We start from the raw sequence: 26,831 nt of genomic DNA on the forward strand, positions 1-26,831 counted from the left end.
GACACGGACGGGTTGCTGAGGGCTCGAACGCGCGTTACGGTGTGTGGCTTTGCCCCGCGTCGACGCGGCTCCCACCCTGCTCACGTGCCGCAGTGCGGCGATCTTGCCGGAAGGCGACCGGTCGTTTCCCGGCCTTGCCACGGTCGTCGGCGTGTCCGCTCGTGCCGACCCACAGTGCCCGGCGCCCGCCCGGGCCCGGACCCCATGCCCATTTATCGCGGTGCTCCGCGGTTCCGTATCGCCGCGGGCGATGTCTGCGACTCGCCGGAGAACCCGCGCCGCGCCGCTGCGCTGCCGTGCCGGGTCCGGGCGGCTGTTCGGGACACGCGGGCACGGACGTTGCCGGCGCCGGACGATTCCCGGCTGTTGCACCGGCTCTGAACCCGCGGTCGCTACGGTGGACGCGTGTTCCGCGTCGCCGTGCTGATTCCGTCGCCACCCGTGCTGGTCCCCGAACTGTGCGGTGGGCTGCCGGTCGATGCCCCGGAGCACCCGGCGGCGCAGGTGCCCCCGTTGCGCGAGGCGGTCGTGTCGGCGGGGCGGGCGCTGGCGGGGCAGGCGCGGTCGTGGACGGTGGTGGGGGTCGGCGACGAGGACCGGCTGATAGGCCCGGATGCGGTCGGCACCTTCCGGGGGTTCGGTGCGGACGTGCGCGTCGCGTTGTCGGACTCGGCCCACACGCGCGTCGCGCTGTCGGACTCCGCGCACATCGACGCGAGCGCTGACCCCGAACTGCCGCTGGCCGTGCTCATCGGAGCATGGCTGCGCGGCCGGGTGGCCGCCGACGCGGTGGCGCGGGCGCGGATCGTGGATGCGGCGGCGGATCCGCAGCGATGCCTGGACCTGGGCGCGACGCTCCGCAAGGAGATGGATGCGACCGCCGAGCCGTGCGGTGTGCTGGTGGTGGCCGACGGCGCCGCCACCTTGTCCACGCGCGCACCCGGCTACCTGGATCCGCGGGCCGAGGGCGCGCAGCAGCGGATCGACACCGCGCTGGCCGCGGGCGACCGGGCCGCGCTGGCGGCGCTGGATCCCGCGCTGTGCGCGGACATCGAGGCGCGCGGCCGCGCCGCCTACCAGGTGCTGGCCGGACTGTTCGCGGCCGACGGGAGCGACCCGGACGTGGAAACCCGGTACGCGGCAGCGCCTTTCGGAGTGGGATATCAGGTGAGTGTCTGGCAGCCCGGGACATCCTCGTGACGACCACGCCGATCGCGGTGCTCGGCCCGACCGCCACCGGGAAGTCCGACCTGGCACTGGATCTGGCGGAGCGGCTGGGCGGTGAGATCGTCAACATCGACGCCATGCAGCTGTATCGCGGCATGGACATCGGCACCGCGAAACTGCCTGTGGCGCAACGCCGCGACATCCCGCACCATCAGCTCGACGTGCTCGAGGTCACCGAGACCGCCACGGTCGCGGCCTATCAGCGTACGGCCGCCGCCGATGTCGAGGACATCATGGCCCGCGGCCGCACCCCCGTGATCGTCGGCGGCTCGATGATGTATGTCCAAGCGCTGCTGGACAATTGGGAATTCCCGGCCACCGATCCGCGGGTGCGGGAGAAGTGGGAGGCGCTGCTCGCGGCCGAGGGCGTGGCCGCGGTGCACGCCGCACTGCGGGAGGCGGACCCGATGGCCGCGGCCACCATCCTGCCCACCGACGGGCGGCGCATGGTGCGGGCCCTGGAGGTCGTCGAGCTGACCGGAAAGCCGTTCGCGGCGTCGCAGCCGCGGATCGGCGAACCCCGGTGGGGGACCGTCATTCTCGGCGTCGACCGCGAGACCGCCGCACTGGACGCGCGCATCGAGGAGCGCACCGCGACGATGTTCCGGCTGGGCCTGGTCGACGAGGTGCGCGGACTGCTCGAGCGCGGGCTGCGCGAGGGACAGACGGCCCGGCGCGCCATCGGCTACGCACAAGTCCTGGCGTACCTGGACAACGAATACGACCTGAAGCATGCGCAGGAACGCACCCTCATCGGCACCCGGCGTTACGTGCGGCGGCAGCGCTCGTGGTTCCGCCGCGACCCCCGGGTCCGCTGGGTGGACGGCGCCGACCCGCACCTGACGGACGCGGCGCTGGCACACGTGTTCTCCCGCGCACCCGGCAACGACGAGGAACGAGCCCGGCAGTGACCAGCCGCAACGCCGCGGTCCAGGAATGGCAGGCGTATCTCACCAATCGGGCCAGACGCCACCGCGACGGCCGCTTCCTGATCCAGGGCGCGGAGCCGATCACCCAGGCCGTCGCCCACGGGTGGCCGCTGGAGGCGCTGCTGTACCGCCTCGGCGGCCCGGAGCTGCCGCCGTGGGCGCGGGAACTGATCGATACCAGCGCGGTGCCGAGCGTGGGCCTGGTGCCGGAGGTGATGGCCGAGCTGGGTGAAACCCCTGCGAGCACACCGGAACTGGTGGCGGTCGCGCGGGTCCGCGAGCCCGCGCTGGACGGTTTCGCACCGGGCGGGCCGGGCGATGCGCCGGTCGTGGTGGTCGTCGAGCGGCCGGGATCCGCGGTCCGGCTCGGCAGCCTGATCCGCACCGCCCATGCCTTCGGCGCGGCGGCGGTCGTCGTGAGTGGTTCCGGCGCCGACCCGTACGACCCGCAGTGCGTGCGAACCTCGGCCGGAGCGCTGTTCGCGCTGCCGGTGTTCCGGGTGCCCGGTGTCGCGGCGGTGCGGCGGTTGCGGGATCGCCAGGCCGGGCGGGGATTGTCGACGCTGGTCGTCGGCGTGGTCGAGGCCCCGGGCGCGGTGCCGCGGCCGCGGGACGGCACGCATCCGGACCCGGCCCGCGGCGGCAGCCGCCCGGTGGACGCGCACGATTTCACGAATGCGACGATCGTGGTGATCGCCGACGAGACCGAACTCGGGGCGAGCTGGCAGCGGGCCTGCGACGCGCTGGTGCATATCCCGGCCGCCGGTACCCTGGCCGCTCCGTGTGCGGCCGCGACGGCACTGTACGAAATCTTCCGGCAGCGGCGGATGTTGTGAGGACGGTGGAGATGACCGAGCGGAGCGAATCGCGGGAGAGCCTGGCCGATATCGAGTTCACCAAAGGCCATGGCACCCAGAACGATTTCGTCGTGCTGCCCGATCCGGACGCCTGGCTGGAGCTGCCCGCCGAGCGGGTGGCGGCGCTGTGCGACCGGCAGCGCGGCATCGGCGCCGACGGTGTGCTGCGGGTGGCGCGGGCCGGGGCGCTCGTCGAGAACGGCGTGCTGAACGAGCTGCCCACCGACGTCGCCGCCGACGACTGGTTCATGGACTATCGCAACGCCGACGGCTCGATCGCCGAGATGTGCGGCAACGGGACGCGGGTGTTCGCGCACTTCCTGGTAGCGACCGGGATGGACAAGCGCAGCGAATTCGTCGTCGGCAGCCGTGCGGGGGCGCGCCCGGTCACCGTGCACTCCGCCGACGCCGTGCACGGTGATGTCACGGTCGCCATGGGCCGGGTGCGCTCGCTCGGGACATCGACGGCGACGATCGGCGGCCACGCGCTGCCCGGCCTCGGCATCGACGTCGGGAATCCGCACCTGGCCTGCGTGGATCCCGAGCTGACGGCCGCCGCACTGGCGCAGCTGGACCTGGCCGTGCCGCCCGGATTCGACCCGGAAATGTTCCCCCAGGGCGTGAACGTCGAGATCCTCACCGCCCTGCGCGACGGCGCGGTGGATATGCGGGTCTACGAGCGCGGCGTCGGCGAAACCCGTTCCTGCGGAACGGGAACCGTCGCCGCGGCCGCCGCGGCCCTGGCCCGCGAGGGCTTCGACCTCGACTCCGGTGTCGGCGAGGTGCGGGTCCGGGTGCCCGGCGGGGAGGTCGCGGTCGGCATCGAGCGCGGCTCGGCCCGGCTGCGCGGACCGTCTGTCCTGGTCGCTTCGGGGCGGCTGGCCGGTTCCTGGTGGTACGACGTCTGATTCCGGCCACAAGCACGCCGGAACGACAGGGGCGGGGCTGTCCGTTATGTCTGTCATCGGTGGGCGGAATAACTCGGGTGCGCCTTCCCGTTGAGTCGTGGGACTATGGAGGCGTATGAGAAAACCAGAGACTTACGAGTTCACACCGGTCGAGGAACTCGACGAGAAGACCGGTAACGGCTGGGCGCCGGAGCCCACGGTCGGCGAGCTGCAGCTCGACGAACGCAGCGCACTGCGCCGCGTCAACGGGCTGTCCACCGAGCTCACCGATATCACCGAGGTCGAATACCGCCAGCTGCGCCTCGAGCGCGTGGTGCTGGTCGGTGTCTGGACCGAGGGCACCTCGGCACAGGCCGAGGCCAGCATGACCGAACTCGCCGCGCTCGCCGAGACCGCGGGTTCGCAGGTGCTCGACGCGCTGATCCAGCGGCGCATGAAGCCGGATCCGGCCACCTATATCGGCTCCGGCAAGGCCGACGAGCTGCGCGCCGTCGTGCTCGAGACCGGCGCCGACACCGTGATCTGCGACGGTGAGCTGACACCCGCCCAGCTGACCGCGCTGGAGAAGGTCGTCAAGGTGAAGGTCATCGACCGCACCGCGCTCATCCTGGACATCTTCGCCCAGCACGCCACCTCCCGCGAGGGCAAGGCGCAGGTGTCGCTGGCGCAGATGGAGTACATGCTGCCGCGGCTGCGCGGCTGGGGTGAGTCGATGTCGCGGCAGGCCGGTGGTCGTGCCGGTGGCAGCGGTGGCGGTGTGGGTCTGCGCGGCCCCGGTGAGACCAAGATCGAGACCGATCGCCGCCGCATCCGCGAGCGGATGTCCAAGCTGCGCCGCGAGATTCGCGAGATGAAGACCGCCCGCGACACCAAGCGCGCGCGGCGCACCGACAGCGGCATCCCGGCGGTCGCGATCGTCGGCTATACCAACGCCGGTAAATCGAGCCTGATGAACGCGCTGACCGGCGCGGGCATCCTGGTGCAGGACGCCCTGTTCGCGACCCTGGATCCGACCACCCGGCGCGCGGCGCTGGAGGACGGGCGCGAGGTCGTGTTCACCGACACCGTCGGATTCGTCCGGCACCTGCCCACCCAGCTGGTCGAGGCGTTCCGCTCGACGCTGGAGGAGGTCACCGGCGCCGATCTGCTGCTGCACGTGGTCGACGGCTCCGATCCGCTGCCCGCCGAGCAGATCAAGGCGGTGCGCGAGGTGATCACCGACGTACTGCGGGAGTCGAACGCGGTCGCACCGCCGGAATTGCTGGTGGTGAACAAGATCGACGCGCTGGATCCGGCCGAGCTGTCGCACCTGCGCGCCCAGCTGCCGCAGGCCGTATTCGTCTCGGCCCGCACCGGCCGGGGACTGACGGAGCTGCGCGACCGGCTCGGGGACGCCTTGGGCGCACTCGACGTCGAGGTGAGCGTGCTGCTGCCCTACACGCGCGGCGACCTGCTCGCCCGCGTGCACGCCGACGGCCGCATCCTCGAGTCCGACCACGAGGAGGGCGGTACCCGAGTGCGGGCACGAGTCCCTGCGGCCTTGGCGGCGGTGCTCGCCGAGTACGCGCACGCCGGGACGGCGGGACTGCCGGGCTGAATCCTGCGGGGGCACCGCCGTTCTCGGTCTCCCGTGCTGCACCGTCATTCGACGACGGGGGTTATTCCTCGAATCCTCGGCAGTCGGCCGACGAACGGGTGGCTGGGGACCATTCCCTCGGACCGCACGAAATCCAGCCTGTCGAGCGCGCCCTGAATTGCGTTGTCGCTGAGCCCCAGATCCTCGAATGCCAGCCGTATCTGATTGGGGTCGACGGAGCTGACGGCCTGCATCACGTCCTCGTGGAGGGGTACCTTCTCGTCCCCGGGGGAGCGGAGGAAGTAAGAGGAGAAGCTTGCCTGCAGGTCACCAAAGAGCGGAACCGGTGATTCGGGCAGTACCAGTTCGTGGTCGAAAGCAACCAGATCACCCTCCGGGGTGGTGCGCCAGTTCGTGAAGACACGGTCGGAGTTGCCCAGGATGAAGTCGAGAACCGCCATCTGATGTTGCTGCAGTTCGGGATAGTCCGAAACCACCTTTGCGTCGGAGGTATTCGGGATGAACCGCTGCAGTGAGCCCGGCCCGTGCGGCCCGTCGATGAGCGATGTCGGTGGCACCAGACGGAAGCCGAGCAACTCGTTCAGACGAGAGGCCGCCACTTCTCGCTTGGCGGCTTCCCCGGGCACAGGGGGGATTCCCCAGCGACGACCGAGCTTCTCCCCGGAGATCGGCTTGTAGATGTAGGACTCGTTCTCGTCGACGCGTATCAGGTGTACCTGATTCGTCGGGTCGTCGCCGTCGGGAAGCCAGTCGTGGACCTCTTCTCCGCCGCTATGGTTTCGCACCCTCAACTCGGCCGGGGTGGGCTGATAACCAGTCAGCTCTGAACGGCGACTGAGGTTTCCCTCGCTGAGCGCGTTGAGTCTGCCTGTACCCTCGGTCTCTACGTCGACACGCTGATCATGGCCTCTCCTGATGGTGGTCGTGGTCGCCCGGTAGGGGCGTTCGAGGATGTGACCGGCACCGTCGAGGGCCGTGGCAACACGTTCATTCGCTTCACGGAAAAGCCACGCGATATCCACTTTCACCCGGTGCCGACCGAGCCAATCGCCCGAATCGAGGCGTACGGGGAGTTCGTGATCCGCGGGCATCAGTTCGCATCGCCGCTCGTTCGGTGACTCGGCCACCCATCGACCGGTCGATCATCCCGATACATTACCTTCCGAAACCGAATTCCGCCTGGTCGAGCCCACGTGGTCGCGGCCGGGTCGCGGTAGGGGTTGACACCGGCCGACCGTTATAGATGATCTTGTGGACTGGTTGCCCCGCAGCTGTTTTCGTTACGATTCACAAATCGAGAACAAGTTGCAGGGAGGGTTCTTTTGTCTGGAGATCATTCCGTCTCGGCGGATCGGGACGGTGCCTCGCTATCGGATGGGGCGCCGCTACGAATGTCGTTGCACGACAGTGATATTCGTGCCTTCGATGCGCTGACGGCGCCGCTGCGGGCGTGGACGAGCCCGGTGTTCCACGGATTCGGCAACATCCCCGCCGACGGTCCGGTGCTACTGGTGGGCAACCACAATTTCATGGGTATCGACACCCCGCTGCTGTGGCCGGAGATCGCGCACAGCCGTGGCCGCCTCATCCGTGGGCTGGCCGAGAACGTCCTCATCACCGTCCCAGGAGTGCGGCACGCGCTGCACCGCATCGGGTGTGTCCGCGGCAGCCGCGCAAACTGCCGCGCGCTGCTCGAACAGGGCGAGATGGTGCTGGTGTTCCCGGGCGGCGGTCGGGAAGCGGTGCGCCGCAAGGGTGAGAAGTACGTGCTGAAGTGGGAGGGCCGCACCGGTTTCGCGCGGATGGCGATCGAAACCGGGGCGCCCATCGTGCCGATCGGCATGGTCGGCGCCGACGACGCCTTCGATATCGTCTTCGACGGCCAGGACGTGGCGATGCGGCCGTTGCGCTCGCTGGTGAAGGCGATCGGGTTGAAGCCGAACCTCACCCCGCCGCTGGTGACCGGCCTCGGCCCGACGTGGATTCCGAAGCCGGAGCGGTTCTACTACTCCGCCGGAACCCCCATCGAGACCGCGCCGTGGGCCGATGCCACCGATCTCGACGAGGCCGCGGAGGAACTGCAGGCGGTGGTGCGCAAGGCGCTCGAGGAGGAGCTGACATTCCTGTTCGCCGAGCGTGACCGCGACCGCGGGCGCACCCTGCTGGGCCGGGCGCGCAGGGCGCTGGGACTGTAGCCAGGTTTACCGGGGTTCAGGTCGCCAACGCCGTCGACCTTCCCGCAGGTAGCGCAGTTCGGACCCGTTTTACGGGGTTCGAAGTGAACGGCGATTCGACTTCCGGGTACCGTATGGGGGACAGGCGACGAGGCCGATGTGGTCACCGTAGGAGGTTGGCGTGGAGCGCACTCTTTTCGAACCCGAACACGATCTGTTCCGGGAGTCGTACCGGAAGTTTCTCGAGCAGTACGTGGCGCCCAACCACGCGAAGTGGGAGGAGCAGGGCCTCGTCGACCGCGAGGTCTGGCTGGAGGCCGGCAAGCAGGGGTTCCTCGGCATGGCGGTGCCGGAGGAGTTCGGCGGCGGCGGTGTGAAGGACTTCCGCTACAACTCGGTCATCACCGAGGAGACCACCCGCGGCCAGTACTCGGGACTGGGCTTCCCGCTGCACAACGACGTGATCGCCCCCTATCTGCTGGAGCTGGCCAACGACGAGCAGAAGCAGCGGTGGCTGCCCGGCTTCTGCACCGGTGAGATCATCACCGCGATCGCGATGACCGAACCCGGCACCGGCTCGGATCTGCAGGGCATCAAGACCCGCGCGGTGCGCGACGGCGACGACTGGATCCTCAACGGCGCCAAGACCTTCATCACCAACGGCATCAACTCCGACATTGTCATCGTGGTCGCCCAGACCGATCCCGAGAAGGGCGCGATGGGCTTCTCGCTGCTCGTGGTCGAGCGCGGCATGCCCGGTTTCGAGCGCGGCCGCAACCTCGACAAGATCGGCCTGAAGGCGCAGGACACCGCCGAGCTCAGCTTCACCGACGTCCGGGTCCCGGGCAAGAACCTGCTCGGCACCGAGGGCCAGGGCTTCGTGCACCTGATGCAGAACCTGCCCCAGGAGCGGCTGTCGATCGCCGTGATGGCCGCCGCCGCCATGGAGGGCTGCCTCGACCTCACCTGCCAGTACGTGCGCGACCGCAAGGCCTTCGGCAAGCCCATCGGCGCGCAGCAGAACACGCGCTTCGTGCTGGCGGAACTGGCCACCAAGACGACCGCCGTGCGGGTCTTCGTGGACCGCTGCATCGAACTGCTCAACCAGGAGAAGCTGACCGTCGAAGAGGCCGCCATGGCCAAGTGGTGGAGCACCGAGGAGCAGATCGAACTCATCAGCAAGTGCCTGCAGCTGCACGGCGGATACGGCTACATGCGCGAATACCCGATCGCCAAGGCCTACACCGACGCTCGCGTGCAGAGCATCTACGGCGGCACCACCGAGATCATGAAGGAGATCATCGGGCGCAGCCTGAAACTGTCCTGACGGCGGGCTACGCCCGTCCCGCCTGGTCGTCGGGCACGCGCACGGACAACGCGACCAGCATCGCGGTTCGTTTGTGCGGATCGTCCAGCGCCAGGTCGGCGATCCGGCGCATCTGCTTGATGCGGTTGCGGACGGTGTTGGGATGGATGTCGAGCGTCGCGGCGGCCACCGCCGAATCACCGTGCGCCTCCAGCCAGGCCTTCAAGGTCGGGAGGTAATCGGTGTCGTGGCGATCGTCGTGAACAGCCAACTGCGCCACGGGACCTCGTGACGGCAGGCGGCCGCTGGACGCCACCGACTGCAAACGCTGGATCAGCACACGGTCCCAGGCGTCGTCGTAACACACCGCCACCTCGTCCGAGGAGCTCGTGTGCAGCGCCATGCACTCGTCGGCCTCCTGGCGGCTGGCCGGTACCTCCCGCACGGTGGCGACCCCGCCGATACCGGCGACTACCCGGATGTGCGAGGGCAGTCCGGCGGCGAGATCGCGCACCCAGCGCAGCGCCGGTTCGGGGTCACCCGCGGGCAGCACCGTATAGACGGTATTGCCGAACAACGTGCTGCGGCCGATGCGGGACCACCCGAATCCGGTGGTGGCCCGTTCGAACGCCAGCAGAATTCCCGCATGCCGTTCCAGTTCGGTGTGCGCCTGCAACGCGATCACGCGCAGATGTTCGGCGGGGAGGCCCAGCTTCCCGACGGCGGCCTCGGCGTCCGGGCTGCCCTCGATCAACTGGATTGCCAGTTCCGATTCGACCTGCCGCTCCAGATCGGCGCTCACGCGCGAGCGCAGCAGATGCAGCGCCACCGTGTGGGCGCCGTCCTTCAGGATCCGGCCGCGGGTGTGGTCCGGGGCCTCGTCGCACGAGATCCACAGCGAACCCAGCAGCTCGCGCCCAGCCCGCACGGCCACGACCGTCCGTCCGCGCAGGCCGTGTTCCGGGGCCGGCCCGACGTGGATCGGCGTATCGCTGCGGGCGAGGTGCTCGAAGACGCCCTGCTGTTCGAGCAGCGCGCGCACGTGATCCGGTGTGCGCCGCCCGAGAATGGTGTCCAGCCGGACCGGATCCATATCTCGCGGTGTGCTCGAATACGCCATGACCCGGAACAACTCGTCCTGGATCGTCACCGGGGCGTCGAGCGCGGCCGCGATGGTATCGGCCAGGGCGAACAGATCGCTGGGGCCCCGGCCCGATTCGGTCTCGCGGCCCTCGAGCACCAATCCGTAGACGACCGACGCGATCTGGCTCCACGACACCGCCGGATCGCTGAGCAGTAGCGCGGTCCCGGCGGCCTCCAGCTGATCGAGCAGCTCCCGGGTCGGCCGCTCGGTGGTGCGGGCGATGACGACTGTGGCCCGGGTCTCCGCCGCGAGCGCGAAGGCCTGTGCCAGATCCGCGATCCCCACGGCGAGGAAGACATCGCCGACGGACGAATGCGGGCGGATCGGGTCGTGCACCGTCACGCTGTACAGCTCGATGTCCCGGGTCGCCGCCGCTCCGTACAGCCGGGTGCCGTGCCTGCTCAGGATGTTGATCAGGCGATCCAACTTCACCATGGGTATCCGGCCGCAACTCCCGACGATTCGACGCCCGGTCGCGAGCGCTGTGTGACGCCGACAATGCTACATCGTCAAGTTGTGCGAATCGGACAGTCCTGCCCGGTGTTCGATGGGTCACTCTGAATGCAGGAGGCGCATATGCCGTGTCATGCGCCCCGATGAGGTGAGGGCTACAAATGTATTCGTCGCATCTGCTGGAGATTGCCGTGGTCGCCGCAGCGTGCTCGTACATCGTGTGGATGGTGGTGTCCTCGAGACACGTACTCCACGAACGGTGTGCGCTCTGCGGGCATATGTACTACACGCACGATCCGGTCAACGGAGACTGTCGCGGGCGGGCGGACGGCCGCTTCGGCTACGACAGTGGCACCTGGACATTCTGCGCGCACGACCTGCGCTGCGGTTGTCACGGATTCATCGAGGACCCGCAGGGCGGAAGACATCGAGACCTGACAGTCCGGTAGAGCGGGGCGCGCTACGCGGAATGCGTTGCCGCCAAGCCGTTCTCCAGTAGGTCGAAGGCCGCCTCCGCGCGGGTGCGGGCGGTCGGATAGACGTCGTCGGCGCTGCGGCCGGAGCGTATCGCCGCGGCGTTGTGGTCGGAGAGAATGCGCTGCGCGCCGAAGACCTGCGCGGCCACCAGGTGTGCTGTGAACTCGTCGCTCGGCCGGCCCGACTCGCGGAACGCCTCGGCGAGCTCTCGTTCCTGGTCGAGCATGTAGGCGGTCATCCGGGCGACGAGGGTGGGCGTCGAGTACAGCAGGTTCTGGAACGTGACCGCCGTCGGCGTGTCGTTGAGGCCCACCAGGGGGTCGCGCTGCGCGAGCCGCTCGAGATAGCTCTCGCGCAGGGCGCGCAGCGCGGACACACCCTCCGGTCGTGCCCGGACGATCTGCGCGGGCCATCGGCCGTCGGTAGAAAACCGGTGCAGTACCAGGTCTTCCTTGGTCGGGAAGTACGCGAACAGGGTGGGCTTGGATATCTCGGCGGCCGCGGCGATCTCCGCGACCGAGGCGCCGTCGAAACCCGATTCCTCGAACAGGGCGAATGCCGCCTCCAGGATCGCTTCCCGGGTGCGGCGCTTCTTGCGTTCGCGCAGTGCCTCCATGGATCCAGACTAGCCGACCATGATTTGGTCAACAAATTAACTAGGTCTTATAGTTTACCGAGTTAGATTTTTCGGCTCTTCGAGGTGGGGGTTGCCACGACCATGCGCCACGCTGATCACGACCATGTCGCGCCCGAGATTCGCGTCGAACGCGACTACCTGGGCAGTTGCCGCGCGGAGCTCACGCGCATGCGCGAAGAGGCCGTCACGGCCCTGGCCACGGGTGTGGGTGAGGGTGACGTCTTCGACAAGTTCCAGAACTTCGCGGCCCGGCAGTTCCACCGGAGGCAGATCGAGTCGATGTCCGATCTGGAGGACGTGCCGCTGTTCTTCGGACGGCTGGACTATCCGCCGGGCACGGTCTACGACGACGTCCGCGAACTCGGCTCGCCGTCGGCGGCGCCCGACAGTGACCGCGTCTACGTCGGGCGCCGCGGTGTCACCGACACGGCGGGTGAGCTCATGGTCGTCGACTGGCGAGCGCCGCTGTCGCGGGCCTTCTACGAGGCCGATCGGCAGGATCCGATGCGGGTGCGGGTCCGCCGCCGCTACGGGTTCGACCACGGCGACGGGGAGCTGACCGCGTTCGAGGACGAACCGCTCGACCCCGGTCTCGCGCGGGCGGAGGACAGCGATCTGCTGGCCGTCGAGATCGAACGGCCGCGCAAGGGCCCGATGCGTGACATCGTGGCGACGATCCAGCCCGAGCAGATGCGTCTGGTGCGGGCTCCGCTGTCGCGCACGCTGTGTATCCAGGGTGCGCCGGGCACCGGAAAGACCGCGGTGGGCCTGCATCGCCTGGCGTATCTGCTGTTCACCGAGCGGGACCGGTTGCAGCGGGAGGGCGGGGTCGCCGTCATCGGTCCCAATCGGGCCTTCCTCTCCTATGTCCGCAACGTCCTGCCCGCCCTCGGCGAGGTAGAGGTCCTGCAAACCACCGTCGACGAGCTGACCGGCTCGGGCATCACCGTCGCCCACGCCGACGATGCGACGGCGGAGCGGATCAAGGGCGATGCGCGGATGGCTCGCGTCATCCGCCGTGCCCTGTGGTCCCGGATCCGGCCGTTCGAGGAGGCGATTCGGGTCAGGCATCAGCAACGCACCTGGCACGTGTATCCGGACGAGATCGCCGAGGAACTCGAGGAGGTGCGCGAGCGCGGGACCGACTACGGCATCGGCATCGAACTGCTCGCCCAGCGCCTCGGCAATCTCGTGCTGCGCCAGATGGAGCGGGCCGGGTATCCGACCACGGCAGCCACGCCGCGGCAGCTCCGACGGAACCGGGCCATTGTGCGTGCCGTCCACCGGATGTGGCCCGAGATCGGTTCGGAGCGCGTGGTTTTCGATCTCCTCACCGATCCCGGCCAGCTCGCTCGGGCCGCGGACGGCATCCTGTCCGCCGCGGAGCAGCATGCCGTGCTGCGCACGCCGCGCCCCCGGAGCATCAAGGAAATGACTTGGGCCGGCGCCGATCTGGCGCTGCTCGACGAGGCCGAGTCGGCGATCGAGCGCCCGGCCAAACTCGGCCACATCGTGATCGACGAGGCTCAGGACCTGAGTCCGATGCAGCTGCGGGCGATCTCGCGCCGCGCGACCGGGTCCTGCACCGTCCTCGGTGATCTGGCCCAGGCCACCGGTCCCTCGGCGGCCACGGACTGGGCGGCCGTGCTCACCCATCTCGACCGGCCGACCGGGCAGATCGAGGAGCTGACCCGCGGCTACCGGGTGCCGGCCCAGGTCATCGACTACGCCGCCCGCCTGCTGCCGCACATCGCCCCGGCACTGCGTGGCCCGGTCTCGTTCCGGCACTCCACCGACTCTCTTCGTATCACCCGGGCATCGGCCGATGCCATGGCCGAGACGGTCGCTCGAACCTGTGCCATCGCGTTGGCGCAGGAAGGATCGGTCGGACTCATCGCCGCGGACGGGGATATCCAGGCTCTGCGTCGGGCCCTTTCCGAAAGTGGCTTGGACTACACGGTTCTCGGCACAGACGGGACCGGCATCGACGCCGCCCGACTCGCGCTGATTCCGGTGACCCTGGCCAAGGGTCTGGAGTTCGACACCGTGATAGTCGCCGAACCGGGTCGCATCGCGCGGGCGGAAGACCGTGGCCTGCAACGCCTCTACGTCGCCCTCACCCGCGCCGTCAGCACCCTGCACATCGTGCACGCCGAAGCACTGCCGGACCCGCTGATCCAGGAAGCGGCGATGAGTCGATAGCGCGCCGGGGCAAGGGCATGTGAACAAACAGGTCAGGGTCGAATGCCCGCGCGGCGGACGCTGCCGGGAGCGTCGCCCGTTACCCGGGTGAAGGCCCGGCTGAAGGCGGCCTCGGACTGGTAGCCCATGCTCGCCGCGACCGCCGCCACCGTATCGCCGCGGATGAGTTGCGTTCGCGCCGTTTCCATTCGGCATCGGGCGACATAGCGCATGGCGGGTTCGCCGACGAGTTCGGTGAAGCGTGCCGCGAAGGCCGCGCGGGACATGGCGGCCTCGCGCGCCAGCGCCGCGACGGTCCACGGTTCGCCCGGCCGGTGGTGGATGGCGCTGACCGCCCGGCCCAGCTGCGGATCACGCAGTGCCCCGAGCCAGCCGGTGCGGGCGACGGGTGCTTCCGCCAGCCAGGCGCGGATCGCCTCGATGACGAGGACATCCGCCAGCCGCACCGTCACGGCCTCGCCGCCGGGGCGCATTTCCCGCAGTTCGGCCGCCATCAGACGGAGCACATCGCGGACCGGCGACTCGTCCCGGCCGCCCGGTCGATACAGCACGGGCGGCAGCACGTCGAGCAGGCGGCCGACCGACGGCTGCTCGAAACCCACTACGCCGCAGATCATTACGGTGCGAGGGCCGTCGCCGCCGCACCGCAGAATCGAATAGCGGTCGCCGAACAGCTGTTGCGGCAACTCGTCCACCCGCCCGGTGGCGAACGCCCCGGGTTCGCTGCGCAACCAGTGGCCGCGCCCGTGCGGAACCAGCGCCATGTCCTCGGCTCGCAGGAAGACCCGGGTCTCGGGGTCGACGTCCAGCCAGCAGCCGCCGTCGGTGACGACATGGAAGGCCAGGCAGTCCGGGAAGGCAGGGATCTCCAGCGCCCAGGGTGCACCGGCCACCGTGTGCGAGTAGAACACGCCCCGCATGCGGACCGGGAACAGCGCCGCACCCAGTGGATCCCGCGACACCAGCGGGTCCACGGGGACTGGACGATCGAGCACGGTTCCGAGACTAATCGGCATGGATCATCCCGTCAGCCCCTCATAGCGTTGAGGAATCAGTTCACCTCTCCCCGAAGGAAAATCCCTATGAAGGTCCTGGTCCTCGGCGCTACGGGTGGCACCGGCGCCGCCGTCGTCACCGAACTCCTCACGCGCGGCCACGATGTGACCGCCTTCTCCCGCCACGCGGAAGCTCTTCTGGGCCGGGGTAACTCGTCCGCACTGCACGCCGTCAACGGTGATGCCACCGATCCCGCAGCCGTCGACAGGGTCGTCGCCGGTAATGACGCCGTCGTCATCGCGCTCGGTATCACCGAAAGCCCACTGCGCGTGCGGCTTCGCGGACCCGCCCACACCCACCTCGACATCCGTTCCCGCGGCACGGCCACGGCCGTTGCGGCCATGCGGCGGCACGGAGTGCGCCGACTGGTGGTTCAGAGCGTCTACGGAATCGGCCCGACCGCGGGACGACTTCGCCTGAGCGACAAGATCTTCTACCCCTTGCTCATCGGCAACCAGGTCGCCGACCACGATCGTCAGGAGAACATCGTCCGCGACAGCGAGCTCGAGTGGACCATCGTGCAGCCGGTGCACCTCAACGACGAGATGCCCGTCCCCGCATTGGTATCACCCACGGGAGAGGTCGGCGGCTGGCACGTCCCGCGCGCCACCGTCGGCCGGGTGCTGGCCGATGTCGTCGAGAAGAACGAACACCCGGGCGCGTCGATCGCTGTCTCGGCGGCCCGCCCCTAGGCGATATGGATCAGCTGACCGGAGCGGTCCGGAGTAGCAGTCCGATGAACGCCTCGACCAGCTGCGGGTGCTCCGACCAGTCGCGGACGGAGACGAGATTGCCGTCCACGACGGGAGCGTCGTCGATGAAGGTGGCGGGGGAGATCCCGCTCGATGTCCGGCGGCGGTCTGCCGCCAGCGGAGAGGCTGCCCTGCGCACCGTCAGCGGGCGAGACGTACGCCGCGCCGCCAGATCTCGGAGATGCGTTCGGTGGCAGTGATGTCCCGGATCGGGTCGCCGTCGATCAGTAACAGGTCGGCCCGGAGGCCCGGGGCGATTCGGCCACGGTCGGCGAGGCCGAAGTGGCGTGCGGGGACGCTGGTAGCGGCGGCGAGGGCGGCCTCGGGGTCGAGTCCTGCCTCCCGGAGCAACACCAGTTCCCGGTGCATGGCCGCGCCATGGGCGGGAGCGAACGGGGTGGCGTCGGTTCCGGCCAGCAGCGGGACACCCGCTTCGCGCAGGGACCGGGCCGCATCCATCGCATTGTCCTCGTGTCCCGGTGCGGCGCAACCGGTTACGGGTTCGCGCTGCTGGGTGATCGTCTCGAAGTAGGCGAGTGTGGTCACGACGAAGACGCCGGATGCGCGGACCCTTTCGGCCAGGCGCCGCGACGCCGGATCACCGGGGCACAGGTCCGACCACACGTGCGCGAGCCCGTCCGCCCCCACCGCGAGGGCGGTCTCCGCCTCCCGGGCGGTGACGGCGTGGGCGATCACCAGCAGACCGGCCTCGTGCGCGGCGTCGGAGAGGGCGGTGAGCGTGTCGGTATCCGGTACCGGGAACCGGGCCCGGTGCACGGCGCCGTCGTCGACGACGATCTTGAGATAGTCCGCGCCCTCGGCGATCCGCGCGGCGACGAAAGCCCGTGCGCCGGCGGGGGAATCGATGGTGTCGATCGTGGTCTCCGCGGTGACCCCGGGAACTCCCGCACCGGCCAGCGCGGAGATCAGCTGAGTGGGATGGCCCCCCGGTGCCGTCGCCAGCGTTGCGGCGCTGCGGATATCGGCCACGTCGTCGCGCGTCGCGGCAAGACGGCGCTGTTCGGGAAGGACGGTCGGCAGGCAGAACATATCCAGTTCGGTGGTGACGCCATGGGTCAACGCCTGCCGCAGGCTGCCGTCGAACACATGGGTGTGGGCGTCGATCAGGCCGGGTAGCAACGTCTTTCCGGCCCCGTCGATCACGGTGTCGGCAGGGCCGCCGTCGTCGTCGGCGATCGTGTCGCCGACGATCATGACCGGTGTGGCGGGCCGGATTCGTTCACCGTCGAAGATCCGGGCTCCGCGAATGAGGGTGCGGTGCTTCGGTTGCGCGGGCGCCGCGTCCCCGAGGGCGCCGCACCCGGCGGCGGCCAGGACACCGGCCGCGGTGATCGTGGTGCCGAGGAAGCGGCGGCGGTCGATCGGGCTGCTCATCGGAATCTCCTCCATTGCCGTGACTTTCGGGACCACAGAGGCGGGTCGAGGTGCTGCTGTGACACCGTGGGCCACGGCTGTGGGACAGCTCACATTTTGTGGCGCATATGTCACACTCGAGGCGTGGTGCATCTCTGCGGGTGCAATCAGCGAGGAGGTACACCATGACTTCGACAGGATCTGCAGGCGATACGGTCACCGAACAGTTTCTCGACCATCGCGAACTCCTGTTCGCGGTGGCGTACAACATGCTCGGCAGCGTCAGCGACACCGAGGACGTGCTGCAGGAGGTGTGGCTGGGCTGGGCCGCCCGGCACCGCGCACCCGATGCCGAATCGGTCGAGAATGTGCGCGCCTATCTGACGCGGACCACGGTGAATCAGGCACTGGCCCGACGCGTCGACATGAACCGCCGCCGCGAGACATATGTCGGTTGCTGGCTGCCGGAGCCGCTGCTGGCGACGAGCGACGACACCGCCGGCGCGGTCGAACGCGCGGAATCGCTGTCGATGGCGATGCTGGTCGTGCTGGAAACGCTGTCGCCGCTGGAGCGGGCCGTATTCGTCCTGCACGACGTGTTCGGTTTCGGTCATCCGGAGATCGCGGCCATGCTGGACCGCTCCCCGGCGGCGGTGCGCCAGCTCGCCTCCCGGGCGCGCACCCGCGTCCACTCCGGCCGCCCTCGTCACCGCGCCGCGCCGGAAACCCGCGCCGAGGTCACCGAACGATTCGTCGCCGCCGCGGTCGGCGGTGACCTCCGGGCCCTGCTGGAGGTGCTGGCACCGGAAGTCACGGTGTGGACCGACGGTGGCGGGAAGGGGCCCGCCGCCAGCCTCCGGCCGATCCAGGGTCGCGACCGGGTCGCCGATCTGTTCATGTCGATTGCCGCGGCGCTGCCCGCCGGGATCCAGGTTCGGTACGGCCGCGCGTCCGCCGACGCCTACGCGCTCGTCTTCTCCGGTGAGAGCCTGCTCGCGGTGCTCGTCGTGGATCTCGCCCCCGCCGGCGACCGCGTCACCGGGATCTACTCGATCACCAATCCGGACAAGCTCACCGGGGTCCGGTGACCGGAATCGTCACGCCGGGCCTGGCCGCGGTCAGTAGGAGAACAGCGGACCCGCGGCGTCGGCCCCGGCGGGCACGTCCAGCATGCGGGCCGCGGCCCACAGGGTCACCTGGGTCGCGGTGAGTACCGGGCACCCGGCGGCATGTTCGAGGTCGTCGGTGAGTCCGTCGGCATGCAGGGCGGTCTCGGGGAGCAGGATCGCCTGGGCCCGGGGATGGGCCGCCCTTGTCACCAGGTCGACTATGCGCTCCGGCGGCCACGCGGCCAGCTGGCGATCGGAGCGCGCGGAGGCGTCGACGCGATGTACCACCTCGGCCCCGGCCTCTCGCACCCGATCGATGAAATGGTCGGACACTTCGGGGTGGTACACCGACGCCAGGCTCACCCTGCGCAGCGCCAGATGGCCGATCGCCTGCTGGTATGCCGCCGTGGTGCTCGTGGCCGGGAGTCCGGTCACGTGCCGGATCACCTCCAATTGCCGTGCGACACCGGCGGTTCCGTCCAGGAAGCTGGAGCTGGTGACCGCGAAGGCCACCGCGTCGACGCCGCGTCCGGCGACGGCATCGGGCAGCGCCCGCTCCAGGTGGGCCGCCGAACCGAGCCGGCGCAGTGCATCGGTGACCTGCTCGATATTCAGGGTGGCCAGATCGTCGACGTCGTCCGGCCACGGGACGTAGATGATTTCGACGTCGAGGGCGGGCCGCAGCCGCTCGGCGAGGGCCGCGAAATCGTCCTCACCCGAATTCGCGGTGGGATACAGCAAACCCAGGCGCGGTCCTTTACCCATGGGCCGCATGCTAGGTGTTTGCGGCGCCTCCTGCCGGGTACGCGCGATGCACGGCGGAAGCCGACGACTCTCCGACGGATTTGTGCGGGGATGCCGGTAGCGCCGAACGCGCCGCGGACGACATAGGGGTAGGTGAACGTTCCGGGTGCGCCGGTTCGTCGGCACCGCTGGGTCACGACGACGTGTGTTCGGTGATCGCGACCGGAGCGAGTGACGAGAGAGGTGATCGAGGTGGCGGAATATCCCTCGATCGGAGTCAGAATTCTGCGTTCCGCGCCGTGGAGTGCCAATCCGCTGATGCGGCCGTCGGATCGGGTCCTGGCCGCGGTCCGGATCGCCGCGGTGCTGCTGTGCCTGGTGACGGTGCCCGTCGCGGGTGCGATCGGCACCGCCACCTACACCGGGCAGGCGGAGCGGATCCGCGCCGACGAAGCCTCGAAGACCCCGGTCGTCGCGACTGTCACCGGATCCACGGAAGAGGGTGCGCGCGAGGGTGATTCGCGGGTCCCGGTGCGGTGGATATACGACGGCCGCACCGGAACGGCGGCGGTTCCGGTGACCGGGAGCGTCACTCCCGGACGGGAAACGACCGTGTGGCTCGACGCCGGGCACACGCCGACCCAGCCGCCCGCACCGCCGGGAACGGCCGCGGTCGGCGGCATCGCCGCCGGGTTCGCCATCGCGGTCGGCACCGCCGTGCTCTGCGGGTTCACCTGCGCGGCAGTCTGTTTCGTGTTTCAACAGCGCAGCGCCCGGCAGCTCGACGTCGAATGGCGCCGATTCGGCGTCGGTCACCACTGAGTCGTGGGGTGCTAGCCCACGGCCCCGCGGGCGTGCAGCGATTTGACGGTGGGGGAGTTGGTGATCGCGGCCGGATCCGGATACGTGCCCAGCAGCCGGTCGGCGGTACCGGAGCTGGTGACGGTGAACCAGTAGTGCTCGTTCTTGAAATGGTGCAGGCGGTGATTGCGCCAGACGGCCTTGAAGATTCGGGTGCGCGGTTTGTAGTCGGTGTGGATCAGGTGGTGGGTCCACTCGTAGGCGAGGCCGAGCGCCCCGATCACGACCAGGAAGGTCAGGCCCAGCCCGATCCGCGGGAAGGCCAGTGCCGCAATGGCGACCAGCACCGGCAGCAGCCACAGGAACGTCTGCCACGGGATGAACACCAGGTCGGCGATGCGCGGATCGGCGTGATGCTCGCGGTGTTTGCGGGCGAGCAGCGAATCGAATGTCACCCGGCCGATCGTGCGTGGCCGCCAGTGCAGCACGCACACGTGAATCACCCACTCGGCGAGCGGAAACAGCGCCAGCATGACGACCGGGACCAGCGCGTCGGTCGGCTGCCAGTCGCCGGTCGCGAAGCGGCCCGCGAGCGCCGCGGCCAGCAGGCCGGCGATGATCCAGGGCGACGGCTTGCGCACGAAGACCGCGAACGCGTCGCGCAGCGATACCTGTCTGCGGCGCTGCCGATCTCGGATGTCCTGGGATTGCTCGGTCATTTCCGGTCCTCCTCGATGCGGCGCATCATGGTGTCGAATTCCGTTGCCGCCAAGGTCAACAGGTCCTCGGCGGCGCGGCGCGCGGCCGGACCGTCACCCGCGACGACGGCATCGGCGAGGGCTCGGTAGCGATCGATCTGCCCGACCTCGGCGGCCATCACCCCGGCCAGCGCGACGACGGCGGGCTCGTAGACGGCGCGCAGGTTGTTGAACAGCAGGCGGAACACGATCGAGTCGGCGGCATCCACCAGGTGGTCCCAGAAACCCAGCGCCTCCAGTTGCTGGGCGACCGGCTCTTTCTGGGCGGCAAGGGATTCCACGGCATCGCCGAGGCCGTCCGCGATGCCCGCCCCGGCGCGCTCGGCCGCCAGCCCGGCCACCTCCCGGCCGATGGTCAGCCGGGTCTCGAGCACACTGCGGATCACGCCGTGGTCGAGTTCGCCCTTGCGCACCAGTAGCCGCGGCAGCAGGTCCAGCCCCGCGGAGCGGCGGAAGTCGCGAACCGTGGTCGCACCACCCTGGCGCACCTCGACCAGCCCGCTGTGCGCCAGCCGCTGCAGCGCCTCGCGCACGGTAGGCCGCGACACCCCCAGCGCCTCCGCCAGTTGCCGCTCGGCGGGCAGCGCCGCACCGGGTGCGAGCTCGCCGTCCAACACCTCGTCCACCAGCTGTTCGAACACCGTATCGGGCACCGTCCGCCGATCGATCCGCTGCAAAGCCATACCCCGACCGTAGGCCGCAATTGGTATGAGGTCAAGTGGTCAGACCAATGGTTCGGCCGGACGGTTGACCTCAACTTTGGTTGTGGTTTTACCTTCGGTGTCGACAGTCGATGCAGGAGGTAGTTCATGGATGCGAAGCCGGTTCGGGTCGCGTTGATTTGCGGGAGTGTGCGGGAGGGGAGGTTCGGGCCCGTGGTGGCCTCGTGGATGCGGGAGCGGATCGAGGCGCGGGGGGATATCGAGCTGGATGTGGTCGACCTCGCGGAGGTTCGGTTGCCGCTCACGCAGCAGGACAAGCCGGTTCCGTACGGCGACTACACCTCGCCGGAGGTGCGGGTGTGGGCCGAACGGGTCGGCGCCGCAGACGCTTTCGTCGTCGTCACGCCGGAATACAACCGCGGTTATCCGGCCGCGTTGAAACTGGCGATCGATTCGGTCAATCCGGAGTGGCGGGCCAAGGCGGTGGGTTTCGTGAGCTACGGCGGTGTGTCGGGTGGGCTGCGCGCGGTGGAACAGCTGCGGCCGGTGTTCGCCGAGCTGCGCGCGGTGACCGTGCGCGAGACGGTCGGCTTCGCCCAGTTCTGGGAGCGGTTCGATGATGCCGGGCGGCCGAAGGACGCGGACGGCGTGAATCGTGCCGCGGATGTGCTGCTGGACGAATTGTCCTGGTGGGCGCGGGCGCTGCGGCAGGCCCGGGCGGAGATGGCCTATCCGAACGTCTGAAGTTCGGTCCGTGATGCAGGTGGCCAATGCGATGGCCGCCGGCGCTGTGAGGTGTCCAGAAGGTCGCTGGGTATACGCTGCCGCCATCCCGCTGCTCCTATCGTCCCCGCAGGCATGCGAGGTGAAGGGGTAGTCGACGATGACCGGTACACGGGAGAAGTTGCAGGAGCTGCGGGACGTTCTGGAGATCGCCGCGGAACCCGCGGGGGAGTCGGGGGTCGACAAGCGGAAGAAGAAGGGAATCCCCAGCGCCCGTGAGCGTGTCCGCACGCTGCTCGATCCCGGGACGTTCGTCGAGATGGGCGCGCTGGTGCGCCGCCCCGCTACCTCGGATGCGATGTACGGCGACGGGGTGGTCACCGGCCGCGGCCTGATCGACGGGCGGCCGGTGGTCGTGATCGCCCACGACCAAACGGTATTCGGCGGCTCGGTCGGAGAGATGTTCGGGCGCAAGGTTGCCCACGCGCTGCGGTTCGCCTTCGAGAAGGCCTGCCCGGTCGTGTCGATCAACGATTCCGGCGGCGCCCGGATCCAGGACGCGGTGACCTCGATGGCGTGGTTCGGGCATATGAGCCGCAACCAGGAACGGCTGTCCGGCTTCGTCCCGCAGGTGTCGATCATGCTCGGCAAGTGCGCGGCCGGTTCGGTGTACGGGCCGGTGAATACCGACGTGCTCGTCGCGACCGAGACCTCCTACATGTTCGTCACCGGCCCCGAGGTGATCAAGGCGGTCACGGGCGAGGAAGTGTCGATGGAGGAACTCGGCGGCGCCTACAGTCAGGCCGCCAACGGCACCATCCACCACGTGACGGTCACCGAGCGCGAGGCATTCGATTGGGCCCGTAGGTATTTGAGCTTCCTGCCGTCGAGCTGCCGGGAGCATCCACCGATCGTGAATCCGGGACTCGAGCCGGAGCTCACCGCCTCGGACCTCGAGCTGAACTCGATCATCCCGGACTCCGATCGGGCCGGTTACGACATGCACGACATCCTGTTGCGGATCTTCGACGACGGCGATTTCCTGGAGATCCGCGCCGCCACCGCACCGAACCTGATCACCGGATTCACCCGGGTCGACGGGCATCCCGTCGGCGTGGTGGCCAATCAGCCGCTGGTGCTGGGCGGCGCCGTCGACGCCCGATGTTCGGACAAGGCAACGCATTTCATCCGGCTGTGCAACGCCTTCGGGCTCCCACTGGTCTTCGTCGTGGATACGCCGGGCGTACTGCCGGGCGTCGAGGAGGAGCGCAACGGGGTCATCGTCCGCGGCGGCCGGGTATTCCGCGCGATCATCGAGGCGACGGTGCCGATCGTAAACCTGGTGGTGCGCAAATCCTACGGCGGCGCATACGGTTTCATGGCGTGCAAGCAGCTCGGCGCCGACATCAGCCTGGCCTGGCCGACCGCCCGGATCGCGGTGATCGGCGCCGAGAGCGCGGTCGACATCGTCGGCAGGCGGCAGCTGCAGCAGGTTCCCGCGGAGCAGCGAAACGCTATGCGCGAGTACATGATCGACCAGTACAACACCACGGTCGCCACCCCGTGGATCGCGGCCGAGCGCGGCTACGTCGACGCGGTGATCGAACCGGCGCGCACCCGCCTGGAAATCCGTCACGCCCTGCGCCTGCTGCGCGAGAAGGAGGCGACCGTTCCGCCCAACCCCCGCAAGCACAGCCTCTACCCGATGTGACGCCCGGCCTTCCCGCGCCGCGGAAGACGATCTTGACTGAATACACTAGGGGGGTATGGTAGGCGGCAACCCATTCCGGTGAGGAGGTCGACTGATGACGGTTCCCGATGCCGCGGCCGTGCCGTCGGTCACACTCGCCACCGCTGGGGTCTGCGCATGTTGCGCGGGGATGACGGCCGCGTATCGTGGGCGGTCGAACAGGGCAATCGACGGCACTCGCGGTACAGCGGCGACGAGGACGGGAGGTCCCTCCATGGGTCGGACGCGCTTCCACCCGCTGTGGCGCGCTGTGCGATTCGACCTTCTCGGTTCGGCCGTGAGGCCCGGGTGAACGCCGTCCGGCGGCGGTTCGCCGCCCCGCTGCTGATCCTGGTCGCGGCGATCGCCATCGTCGTGCCGCTGCTGAACTGCGCGGAGTCGCTCGCCTCCCCGCACAACCACCCGCCGACTCCCGCCCCGCAGCTGGCCGCGCCCGTCGAGGGCACTCCGATCCTGGGCCACTGCGTCCGTCACCCCGTCGACATGGGCTGCCCGACGCATTTCGGTCACTGCGTGCCGGATTCGATGCTGCCCGGCGACCACGGCATCGTCGCGCCGCCGCGGCTGATCACGGCGCTCGTCGCGGCCGTTCCCGTGCCCGCGGACGTGTCGCTGCCGTCGATGGAACGCCCGCGCGGTCCCCCGACCGCGCGCCTGCCGGTCGCGGGAGGCCGCGACATTCTCACGCATTTCTGTATCGCTCGACGCTGATCGGTCAGCGCCAGGCCGGGGCCACGATGGCGTCCGGTCGGTGCCCGCTGCCCGCATGCGTCCGAAACCCGTTCCCGTGGAACGGATTCGATACAGAAAGCGACAGTCATGGACGAACTTGTGCTCGACAAGAGTGCCGAGGTTCCCGCGCTGCCCGACCCGGCGCCCGGTGCGGCCCGGCGGCCGCACACCCTGGTCGGCAATAGCCCGGTGCTGTGGGTCGGGGAGCCGCTGGCCCCGGCCGGGCGGGGCTTCTGGGCCAAGCTGGAGGGATACAACCCCGGCGGCATGAAGGACCGCCCCGCACTGCACATGGTGCGGCGTGCGCAGCAGCGCGGTGAGCTCGCGCCCGGTGCCCGCATCGTCGAATCCAGCAGTGGCACCCTGGGTTTGGGCCTCGCGCTGGCGGGCCTGGTCTACGGGCATCCGGTCACGGTGGTGACGGACCCCGGTCTGGAGCCGATCGTCGCGCGGATGCTGGCGGCGTACGGGGCCCGGGTCGATCTGGTGTCCGAACCGCACCCGGCGGGCGGCTGGCAGCAGGCCCGCCGCGACCGCGTGCGCGAACTGCTCGCGCGGGAGCCGGGCGCCTGGTGCCCGGACCAGTACAGCAATCCCGACAATGTGGAGGGCTACGCGCCGCTGGCGCTGGAGCTGATCGAACAGCTGGGCGGTGTGGACGTGCTGGTCTGCGCGGTCGGTACCGGTGGGCATTCGGCCGGGGTGGCGCGCGTGCTGCGGCGATTCAACCCGGGGCTGAAGCTGATCGGCGTCGACACCGTCTCGTCGACGATCTTCGGCCAGCCCGCGGGCCCGCGGCTGATGCGGGGGCTCGGCTCGAGCATCCACCCGCGCAATGTCGACTACGGCGCATTCGACGAAATCCATTGGGTCGCACCGGCCGAGGCGGTGTGGGCCGCCCGTACCCTGGCCGCGACCCACCACGCCAGCGGCGGCTGGAGCGTCGGCGCGGTGGCGCTGGTCGCGGGCTGGGCCGCGGGGACGCACGACACCGACACCCGGATCGCCGCGGTTTTCCCCGACGGCCCGAACCGCTACTTCGACACGGTCTACAACGACGCCTACTGCGCCGAACACGGTCTCCTCGACGCCGATCCGCCGATCGCGCCGGACACCATCGCGCACCCGGCCGAGCGCGTCGCGCGGTCGTGGACCCGCTGCGAGACCGTCGTCGACCCGAGCGGACTCGCCGGTACGGAGGTGCGGTGACGTGCTGACGAAATTCCGCAGTTTCGACCCCGCCGCCCGGCTGCTGATGATCAACCAGTTCGGGATCAACCTCGGTTTCTACATGCTGATGCCCTATCTGGCCGGATATCTGTCGGGCCCACTGGGTCTGGCGGCCTGGGCGGTCGGGCTGGTACTGGGGGTGCGCAACTTCTCCCAGCAGGGAATGTTCCTGGTGGGCGGCACCCTCGCGGACCGGCTGGGGTACAAGCCGCTGATCGTGGCCGGATGTCTGTTGCGCACGGCCGGTTTCGGATTGCTGATATTCGCGACCTCGCTGCCCGGACTGCTGATCGCCTCCGCGGCAACCGGTTTCGCCGGAGCGCTGTTCAATCCGGCGGTGCGGGCGTATCTGGCCGCCGACGCGGGCGAACGCCGCGTGGAGGCGTTCGCGATGTTCAACATCTTCTACCAGGCGGGCATCCTGGCGGGCCCGCTGGTCGGACTCGCGTTGCTGGCGTTGGACTTCCGCATGGCGGCGGGGGTGGCGGCGGTGGTGTTCGCGGTGCTGACGGTGGCGCAGCTGTTCGCGCTGCCGGAGCGGCGCGCCGCCGAATCCGGCGAGCGCACCTCGGTGCTCGCGGACTGGCGCTCGGTGGTGTCCAATCGGCGGTTCGTGGCGTTCGCGATCGCCATGATCGGCTCGTATGTACTGTCGTTCCAGGTGTATCTGGCGCTGCCGCTGCAGGCGGAACACCTCGCCCCCGCGCACGCGCAGGCGGTGACCTCCGCGGTATTCGTGGTGTCGGGAGTGGTCGCCGTGGCGGGCCAGTTGCGGATCACCGCGTGGTTCCGTCGGCGGTGGGGGACCGGTCGCGGTCTGGTCGTCGGCATGGGGGTGCTGGCGGCGGCGTTCCTGCCGCTGCTGCTCGTCTCCGGTCCACAGCGTCTCGGTACCGCGGGAGCGATTGCGGCACTGTTGATTTCGTCGGCCGTCCTGGCGGTCGGCACCGCTGCGGTGTTTCCGTTCGAGATGGATACCGTGGTCTCGCTGTCCGACGGCCGCCTGGTGGCGACGCACTACGGGTTCTACAACACCGTGGTCGGCGTGGGCATCCTGGCGGGGAACCTGGCCACCGGCGCGGTGGTTGGCGCGGCCCGCGACGCGGGAGCGGATTGGGCGGTCTGGGCCGGGCTCATGGTCGTCGGCGCCCTCGCGGCGACCGCCCTGTATCGGCTGGAGCGCCGGCGGGTCCCGGACAGGCCCGAGCAGGTGTCCGCGGCGACTTGAT

The 26,831-nt window shown here is 69.4% G+C and carries 26 protein-coding genes; 17 read left to right on the top strand and 9 right to left on the bottom strand.

What is annotated here, in order from left to right; genetic code table 11:
• Window positions 1–405 precede the first annotated feature (405 nt).
• The 5 genes from NM1_RS35460 (at window position 406) to hflX (ending at window position 5,518) form a co-directional block, all read left to right on the top strand.
• The gene (locus NM1_RS35460; RefSeq protein WP_068030542.1) at window positions 406–1,200 is read left to right on the top strand and encodes a class III extradiol ring-cleavage dioxygenase family protein; all 795 of its coding nucleotides are present in this window, start codon (window positions 406–408) and stop codon (window positions 1,198–1,200) included.
• The gene (gene miaA / locus NM1_RS35465) at window positions 1,197–2,138 is read left to right on the top strand and encodes a tRNA (adenosine(37)-N6)-dimethylallyltransferase MiaA (RefSeq protein WP_373864089.1); all 942 of its coding nucleotides are present in this window, start codon (window positions 1,197–1,199) and stop codon (window positions 2,136–2,138) included. Before NM1_RS35460 ends, miaA begins: the two co-directional genes overlap by 4 nt.
• Entirely contained in the window at window positions 2,135–2,992 is an 858-nt protein-coding gene (locus NM1_RS35470; RefSeq protein WP_068030546.1) for a TrmH family RNA methyltransferase, read from the top strand. Before miaA ends, NM1_RS35470 begins: the two co-directional genes overlap by 4 nt.
• An 11-nt stretch (window positions 2,993–3,003) precedes the next feature.
• Window positions 3,004–3,921, top strand: coding sequence for a diaminopimelate epimerase (gene dapF / locus NM1_RS35475; RefSeq protein ID WP_174556947.1), 918 nt, complete (start codon window positions 3,004–3,006; stop codon window positions 3,919–3,921).
• Window positions 3,922–4,036: 115 nt separating this feature from the next.
• Window positions 4,037–5,518 carry a GTPase HflX gene (hflX, locus tag NM1_RS35480; RefSeq protein WP_068030549.1) on the top strand — a complete coding sequence of 494 codons (1,482 nt, stop codon included), beginning with the start codon at window positions 4,037–4,039 and terminating at the stop codon, window positions 5,516–5,518.
• Window positions 5,519–5,562: 44 nt separating this feature from the next.
• Here the strand turns inward: hflX and NM1_RS35485 are convergent, their stop codons facing one another.
• A complete protein-coding gene (locus NM1_RS35485; RefSeq protein ID WP_084520356.1) occupies window positions 5,563–6,645 on the bottom strand; it encodes a protein kinase family protein in 1,083 nt (360 codons plus the stop codon).
• Window positions 6,646–6,909: 264 nt separating this feature from the next.
• Here NM1_RS35485 and NM1_RS35490 point away from each other — a divergent pair, with 264 nt between their 5' ends.
• Window positions 6,910–7,713 carry a lysophospholipid acyltransferase family protein gene (locus NM1_RS35490; protein ID WP_068030556.1) on the top strand — a complete coding sequence of 268 codons (804 nt, stop codon included), beginning with the start codon at window positions 6,910–6,912 and terminating at the stop codon, window positions 7,711–7,713.
• Window positions 7,714–7,873: 160 nt separating this feature from the next.
• Window positions 7,874–9,019: an acyl-CoA dehydrogenase family protein gene (locus NM1_RS35495; protein WP_068030560.1), complete on the top strand. Its 1,146-nt coding sequence runs from the start codon at window positions 7,874–7,876 to the stop codon at window positions 9,017–9,019.
• Window positions 9,020–9,026: 7 nt separating this feature from the next.
• Here the strand turns inward: NM1_RS35495 and NM1_RS35500 are convergent, their stop codons facing one another.
• Window positions 9,027–10,577 (bottom strand): PucR family transcriptional regulator, encoded by a 1,551-nt coding sequence (locus NM1_RS35500; RefSeq protein WP_068030564.1) that lies wholly within the window; start codon window positions 10,575–10,577, stop codon window positions 9,027–9,029.
• Window positions 10,578–10,756: 179 nt separating this feature from the next.
• Here NM1_RS35500 and NM1_RS35505 point away from each other — a divergent pair, with 179 nt between their 5' ends.
• The gene (locus NM1_RS35505) at window positions 10,757–11,044 is read left to right on the top strand and encodes a hypothetical protein (RefSeq protein ID WP_068030567.1); all 288 of its coding nucleotides are present in this window, start codon (window positions 10,757–10,759) and stop codon (window positions 11,042–11,044) included.
• 11 nt (window positions 11,045–11,055) lie between these two features.
• Here NM1_RS35505 and NM1_RS35510 read toward each other — a convergent pair whose 3' ends face one another.
• Complete coding sequence (locus tag NM1_RS35510; RefSeq protein ID WP_068030570.1) at window positions 11,056–11,688, bottom strand: TetR/AcrR family transcriptional regulator; 633 nt, start codon at window positions 11,686–11,688, stop codon at window positions 11,056–11,058.
• Between the two features lie 102 nt (window positions 11,689–11,790).
• Here NM1_RS35510 and NM1_RS35515 point away from each other — a divergent pair, with 102 nt between their 5' ends.
• A complete protein-coding gene (locus tag NM1_RS35515; RefSeq protein WP_068030573.1) occupies window positions 11,791–13,911 on the top strand; it encodes a HelD family protein in 2,121 nt (706 codons plus the stop codon).
• A 32-nt stretch (window positions 13,912–13,943) separates the two neighbouring features.
• Here NM1_RS35515 and NM1_RS35520 read toward each other — a convergent pair whose 3' ends face one another.
• Window positions 13,944–14,906: an AraC family transcriptional regulator gene (locus NM1_RS35520; RefSeq protein ID WP_246011769.1), complete on the bottom strand. Its 963-nt coding sequence runs from the start codon at window positions 14,904–14,906 to the stop codon at window positions 13,944–13,946.
• A gap of 87 nt (window positions 14,907–14,993) precedes the next feature.
• Here NM1_RS35520 and NM1_RS35525 point away from each other — a divergent pair, with 87 nt between their 5' ends.
• On the top strand, window positions 14,994–15,659 hold the full coding sequence (locus NM1_RS35525; protein WP_068030578.1) for an NAD(P)-dependent oxidoreductase: 666 nt from the start codon (window positions 14,994–14,996) through the stop codon (window positions 15,657–15,659).
• 10 nt (window positions 15,660–15,669) lie between these two features.
• Here NM1_RS35525 and NM1_RS42745 read toward each other — a convergent pair whose 3' ends face one another.
• Window positions 15,670–15,858, bottom strand: a complete 189-nt coding sequence (locus tag NM1_RS42745) for a type 1 glutamine amidotransferase family protein (protein WP_147289170.1) — start codon at window positions 15,856–15,858, stop codon at window positions 15,670–15,672.
• Between the two features lie 2 nt (window positions 15,859–15,860).
• The gene (locus NM1_RS35530) at window positions 15,861–17,114 is read right to left on the bottom strand and encodes an amidohydrolase family protein (protein ID WP_084520360.1); all 1,254 of its coding nucleotides are present in this window, start codon (window positions 17,112–17,114) and stop codon (window positions 15,861–15,863) included.
• Window positions 17,115–17,278: 164 nt separating this feature from the next.
• Here NM1_RS35530 and sigJ point away from each other — a divergent pair, with 164 nt between their 5' ends.
• On the top strand, window positions 17,279–18,181 hold the full coding sequence (gene sigJ / locus NM1_RS35535; protein WP_068030580.1) for an RNA polymerase sigma factor SigJ: 903 nt from the start codon (window positions 17,279–17,281) through the stop codon (window positions 18,179–18,181).
• Between the two features lie 30 nt (window positions 18,182–18,211).
• Here sigJ and NM1_RS35540 read toward each other — a convergent pair whose 3' ends face one another.
• On the bottom strand, window positions 18,212–18,967 hold the full coding sequence (locus NM1_RS35540) for a maleate cis-trans isomerase family protein (protein ID WP_068030648.1): 756 nt from the start codon (window positions 18,965–18,967) through the stop codon (window positions 18,212–18,214).
• Window positions 18,968–19,198: 231 nt separating this feature from the next.
• Here NM1_RS35540 and NM1_RS35545 point away from each other — a divergent pair, with 231 nt between their 5' ends.
• On the top strand, window positions 19,199–19,768 hold the full coding sequence (locus tag NM1_RS35545; protein WP_147289169.1) for an Rv1733c family protein: 570 nt from the start codon (window positions 19,199–19,201) through the stop codon (window positions 19,766–19,768).
• Between the two features lie 11 nt (window positions 19,769–19,779).
• Here NM1_RS35545 and NM1_RS35550 read toward each other — a convergent pair whose 3' ends face one another.
• Both NM1_RS35550 and NM1_RS35555 read right to left on the bottom strand, forming a co-directional pair.
• Window positions 19,780–20,466 carry a sterol desaturase family protein gene (locus NM1_RS35550; protein ID WP_068030585.1) on the bottom strand — a complete coding sequence of 229 codons (687 nt, stop codon included), beginning with the start codon at window positions 20,464–20,466 and terminating at the stop codon, window positions 19,780–19,782.
• Window positions 20,463–21,188: a FadR/GntR family transcriptional regulator gene (locus tag NM1_RS35555; protein ID WP_068030588.1), complete on the bottom strand. Its 726-nt coding sequence runs from the start codon at window positions 21,186–21,188 to the stop codon at window positions 20,463–20,465. Before NM1_RS35555 ends, NM1_RS35550 begins: the two co-directional genes overlap by 4 nt.
• Window positions 21,189–21,314: 126 nt before the next feature.
• Here NM1_RS35555 and NM1_RS35560 point away from each other — a divergent pair, with 126 nt between their 5' ends.
• From NM1_RS35560 to NM1_RS35580, 5 genes are all read left to right on the top strand, one after another.
• Complete coding sequence (locus tag NM1_RS35560; protein WP_068030591.1) at window positions 21,315–21,911, top strand: NADPH-dependent FMN reductase; 597 nt, start codon at window positions 21,315–21,317, stop codon at window positions 21,909–21,911.
• 139 nt (window positions 21,912–22,050) lie between these two features.
• Complete coding sequence (locus NM1_RS35565; protein WP_068030594.1) at window positions 22,051–23,601, top strand: acyl-CoA carboxylase subunit beta; 1,551 nt, start codon at window positions 22,051–22,053, stop codon at window positions 23,599–23,601.
• Window positions 23,602–23,928: 327 nt separating this feature from the next.
• Window positions 23,929–24,351: a putative copper homeostasis (lipo)protein LpqS gene (gene lpqS / locus NM1_RS35570; RefSeq protein ID WP_068030597.1), complete on the top strand. Its 423-nt coding sequence runs from the start codon at window positions 23,929–23,931 to the stop codon at window positions 24,349–24,351.
• A 108-nt stretch (window positions 24,352–24,459) separates the two neighbouring features.
• Window positions 24,460–25,581, top strand: a complete 1,122-nt coding sequence (locus NM1_RS35575) for a PLP-dependent cysteine synthase family protein (protein WP_084520358.1) — start codon at window positions 24,460–24,462, stop codon at window positions 25,579–25,581.
• A gap of 46 nt (window positions 25,582–25,627) precedes the next feature.
• The gene (locus NM1_RS35580) at window positions 25,628–26,830 is read left to right on the top strand and encodes an MFS transporter (RefSeq protein ID WP_068030654.1); all 1,203 of its coding nucleotides are present in this window, start codon (window positions 25,628–25,630) and stop codon (window positions 26,828–26,830) included.
• The last annotated feature ends 1 nt before the right edge of the window (window position 26,831 follow it).

Origin of the sequence: Nocardia mexicana NBRC 108244, assembly GCF_001613165.1 — a bacterium.
GTDB lineage: Bacteria > Actinomycetota > Actinomycetes > Mycobacteriales > Mycobacteriaceae > Nocardia > Nocardia mexicana.

What these genes read in the sequence shown, in the direction of transcription:
- dapF (WP_174556947.1), top strand. Translation starts at nt 3,004, where the DNA reads ATGACCGAGCGGAGCGAATCGCGGGAGAGCCTGGCCGATATCGAGTTC.
- hflX (WP_068030549.1), top strand. Translation starts at nt 4,037, where the DNA reads ATGAGAAAACCAGAGACTTACGAGTTCACACCGGTCGAGGAACTCGAC.
- NM1_RS35490 (WP_068030556.1), top strand. Translation starts at nt 6,910, where the DNA reads ATGTCGTTGCACGACAGTGATATTCGTGCCTTCGATGCGCTGACGGCG.
- NM1_RS35500 (WP_068030564.1), bottom strand. Translation starts at nt 10,577, where the DNA reads ATGGTGAAGTTGGATCGCCTGATCAACATCCTGAGCAGGCACGGCACC.
- NM1_RS35505 (WP_068030567.1), top strand. Translation starts at nt 10,757, where the DNA reads ATGTATTCGTCGCATCTGCTGGAGATTGCCGTGGTCGCCGCAGCGTGC.
- NM1_RS35510 (WP_068030570.1), bottom strand. Translation starts at nt 11,688, where the DNA reads ATGGAGGCACTGCGCGAACGCAAGAAGCGCCGCACCCGGGAAGCGATC.
- NM1_RS35515 (WP_068030573.1), top strand. Translation starts at nt 11,791, where the DNA reads ATGCGCCACGCTGATCACGACCATGTCGCGCCCGAGATTCGCGTCGAA.
- NM1_RS35525 (WP_068030578.1), top strand. Translation starts at nt 14,994, where the DNA reads ATGAAGGTCCTGGTCCTCGGCGCTACGGGTGGCACCGGCGCCGCCGTC.
- NM1_RS35530 (WP_084520360.1), bottom strand. Translation starts at nt 17,114, where the DNA reads ATGAGCAGCCCGATCGACCGCCGCCGCTTCCTCGGCACCACGATCACC.
- sigJ (WP_068030580.1), top strand. Translation starts at nt 17,279, where the DNA reads ATGACTTCGACAGGATCTGCAGGCGATACGGTCACCGAACAGTTTCTC.
- NM1_RS35540 (WP_068030648.1), bottom strand. Translation starts at nt 18,967, where the DNA reads ATGGGTAAAGGACCGCGCCTGGGTTTGCTGTATCCCACCGCGAATTCG.
- NM1_RS35550 (WP_068030585.1), bottom strand. Translation starts at nt 20,466, where the DNA reads ATGACCGAGCAATCCCAGGACATCCGAGATCGGCAGCGCCGCAGACAG.
- NM1_RS35555 (WP_068030588.1), bottom strand. Translation starts at nt 21,188, where the DNA reads ATGGCTTTGCAGCGGATCGATCGGCGGACGGTGCCCGATACGGTGTTC.
- NM1_RS35560 (WP_068030591.1), top strand. Translation starts at nt 21,315, where the DNA reads ATGGATGCGAAGCCGGTTCGGGTCGCGTTGATTTGCGGGAGTGTGCGG.
- NM1_RS35565 (WP_068030594.1), top strand. Translation starts at nt 22,051, where the DNA reads ATGACCGGTACACGGGAGAAGTTGCAGGAGCTGCGGGACGTTCTGGAG.
- NM1_RS35575 (WP_084520358.1), top strand. Translation starts at nt 24,460, where the DNA reads ATGGACGAACTTGTGCTCGACAAGAGTGCCGAGGTTCCCGCGCTGCCC.
- NM1_RS35580 (WP_068030654.1), top strand. Translation starts at nt 25,628, where the DNA reads ATGATCAACCAGTTCGGGATCAACCTCGGTTTCTACATGCTGATGCCC.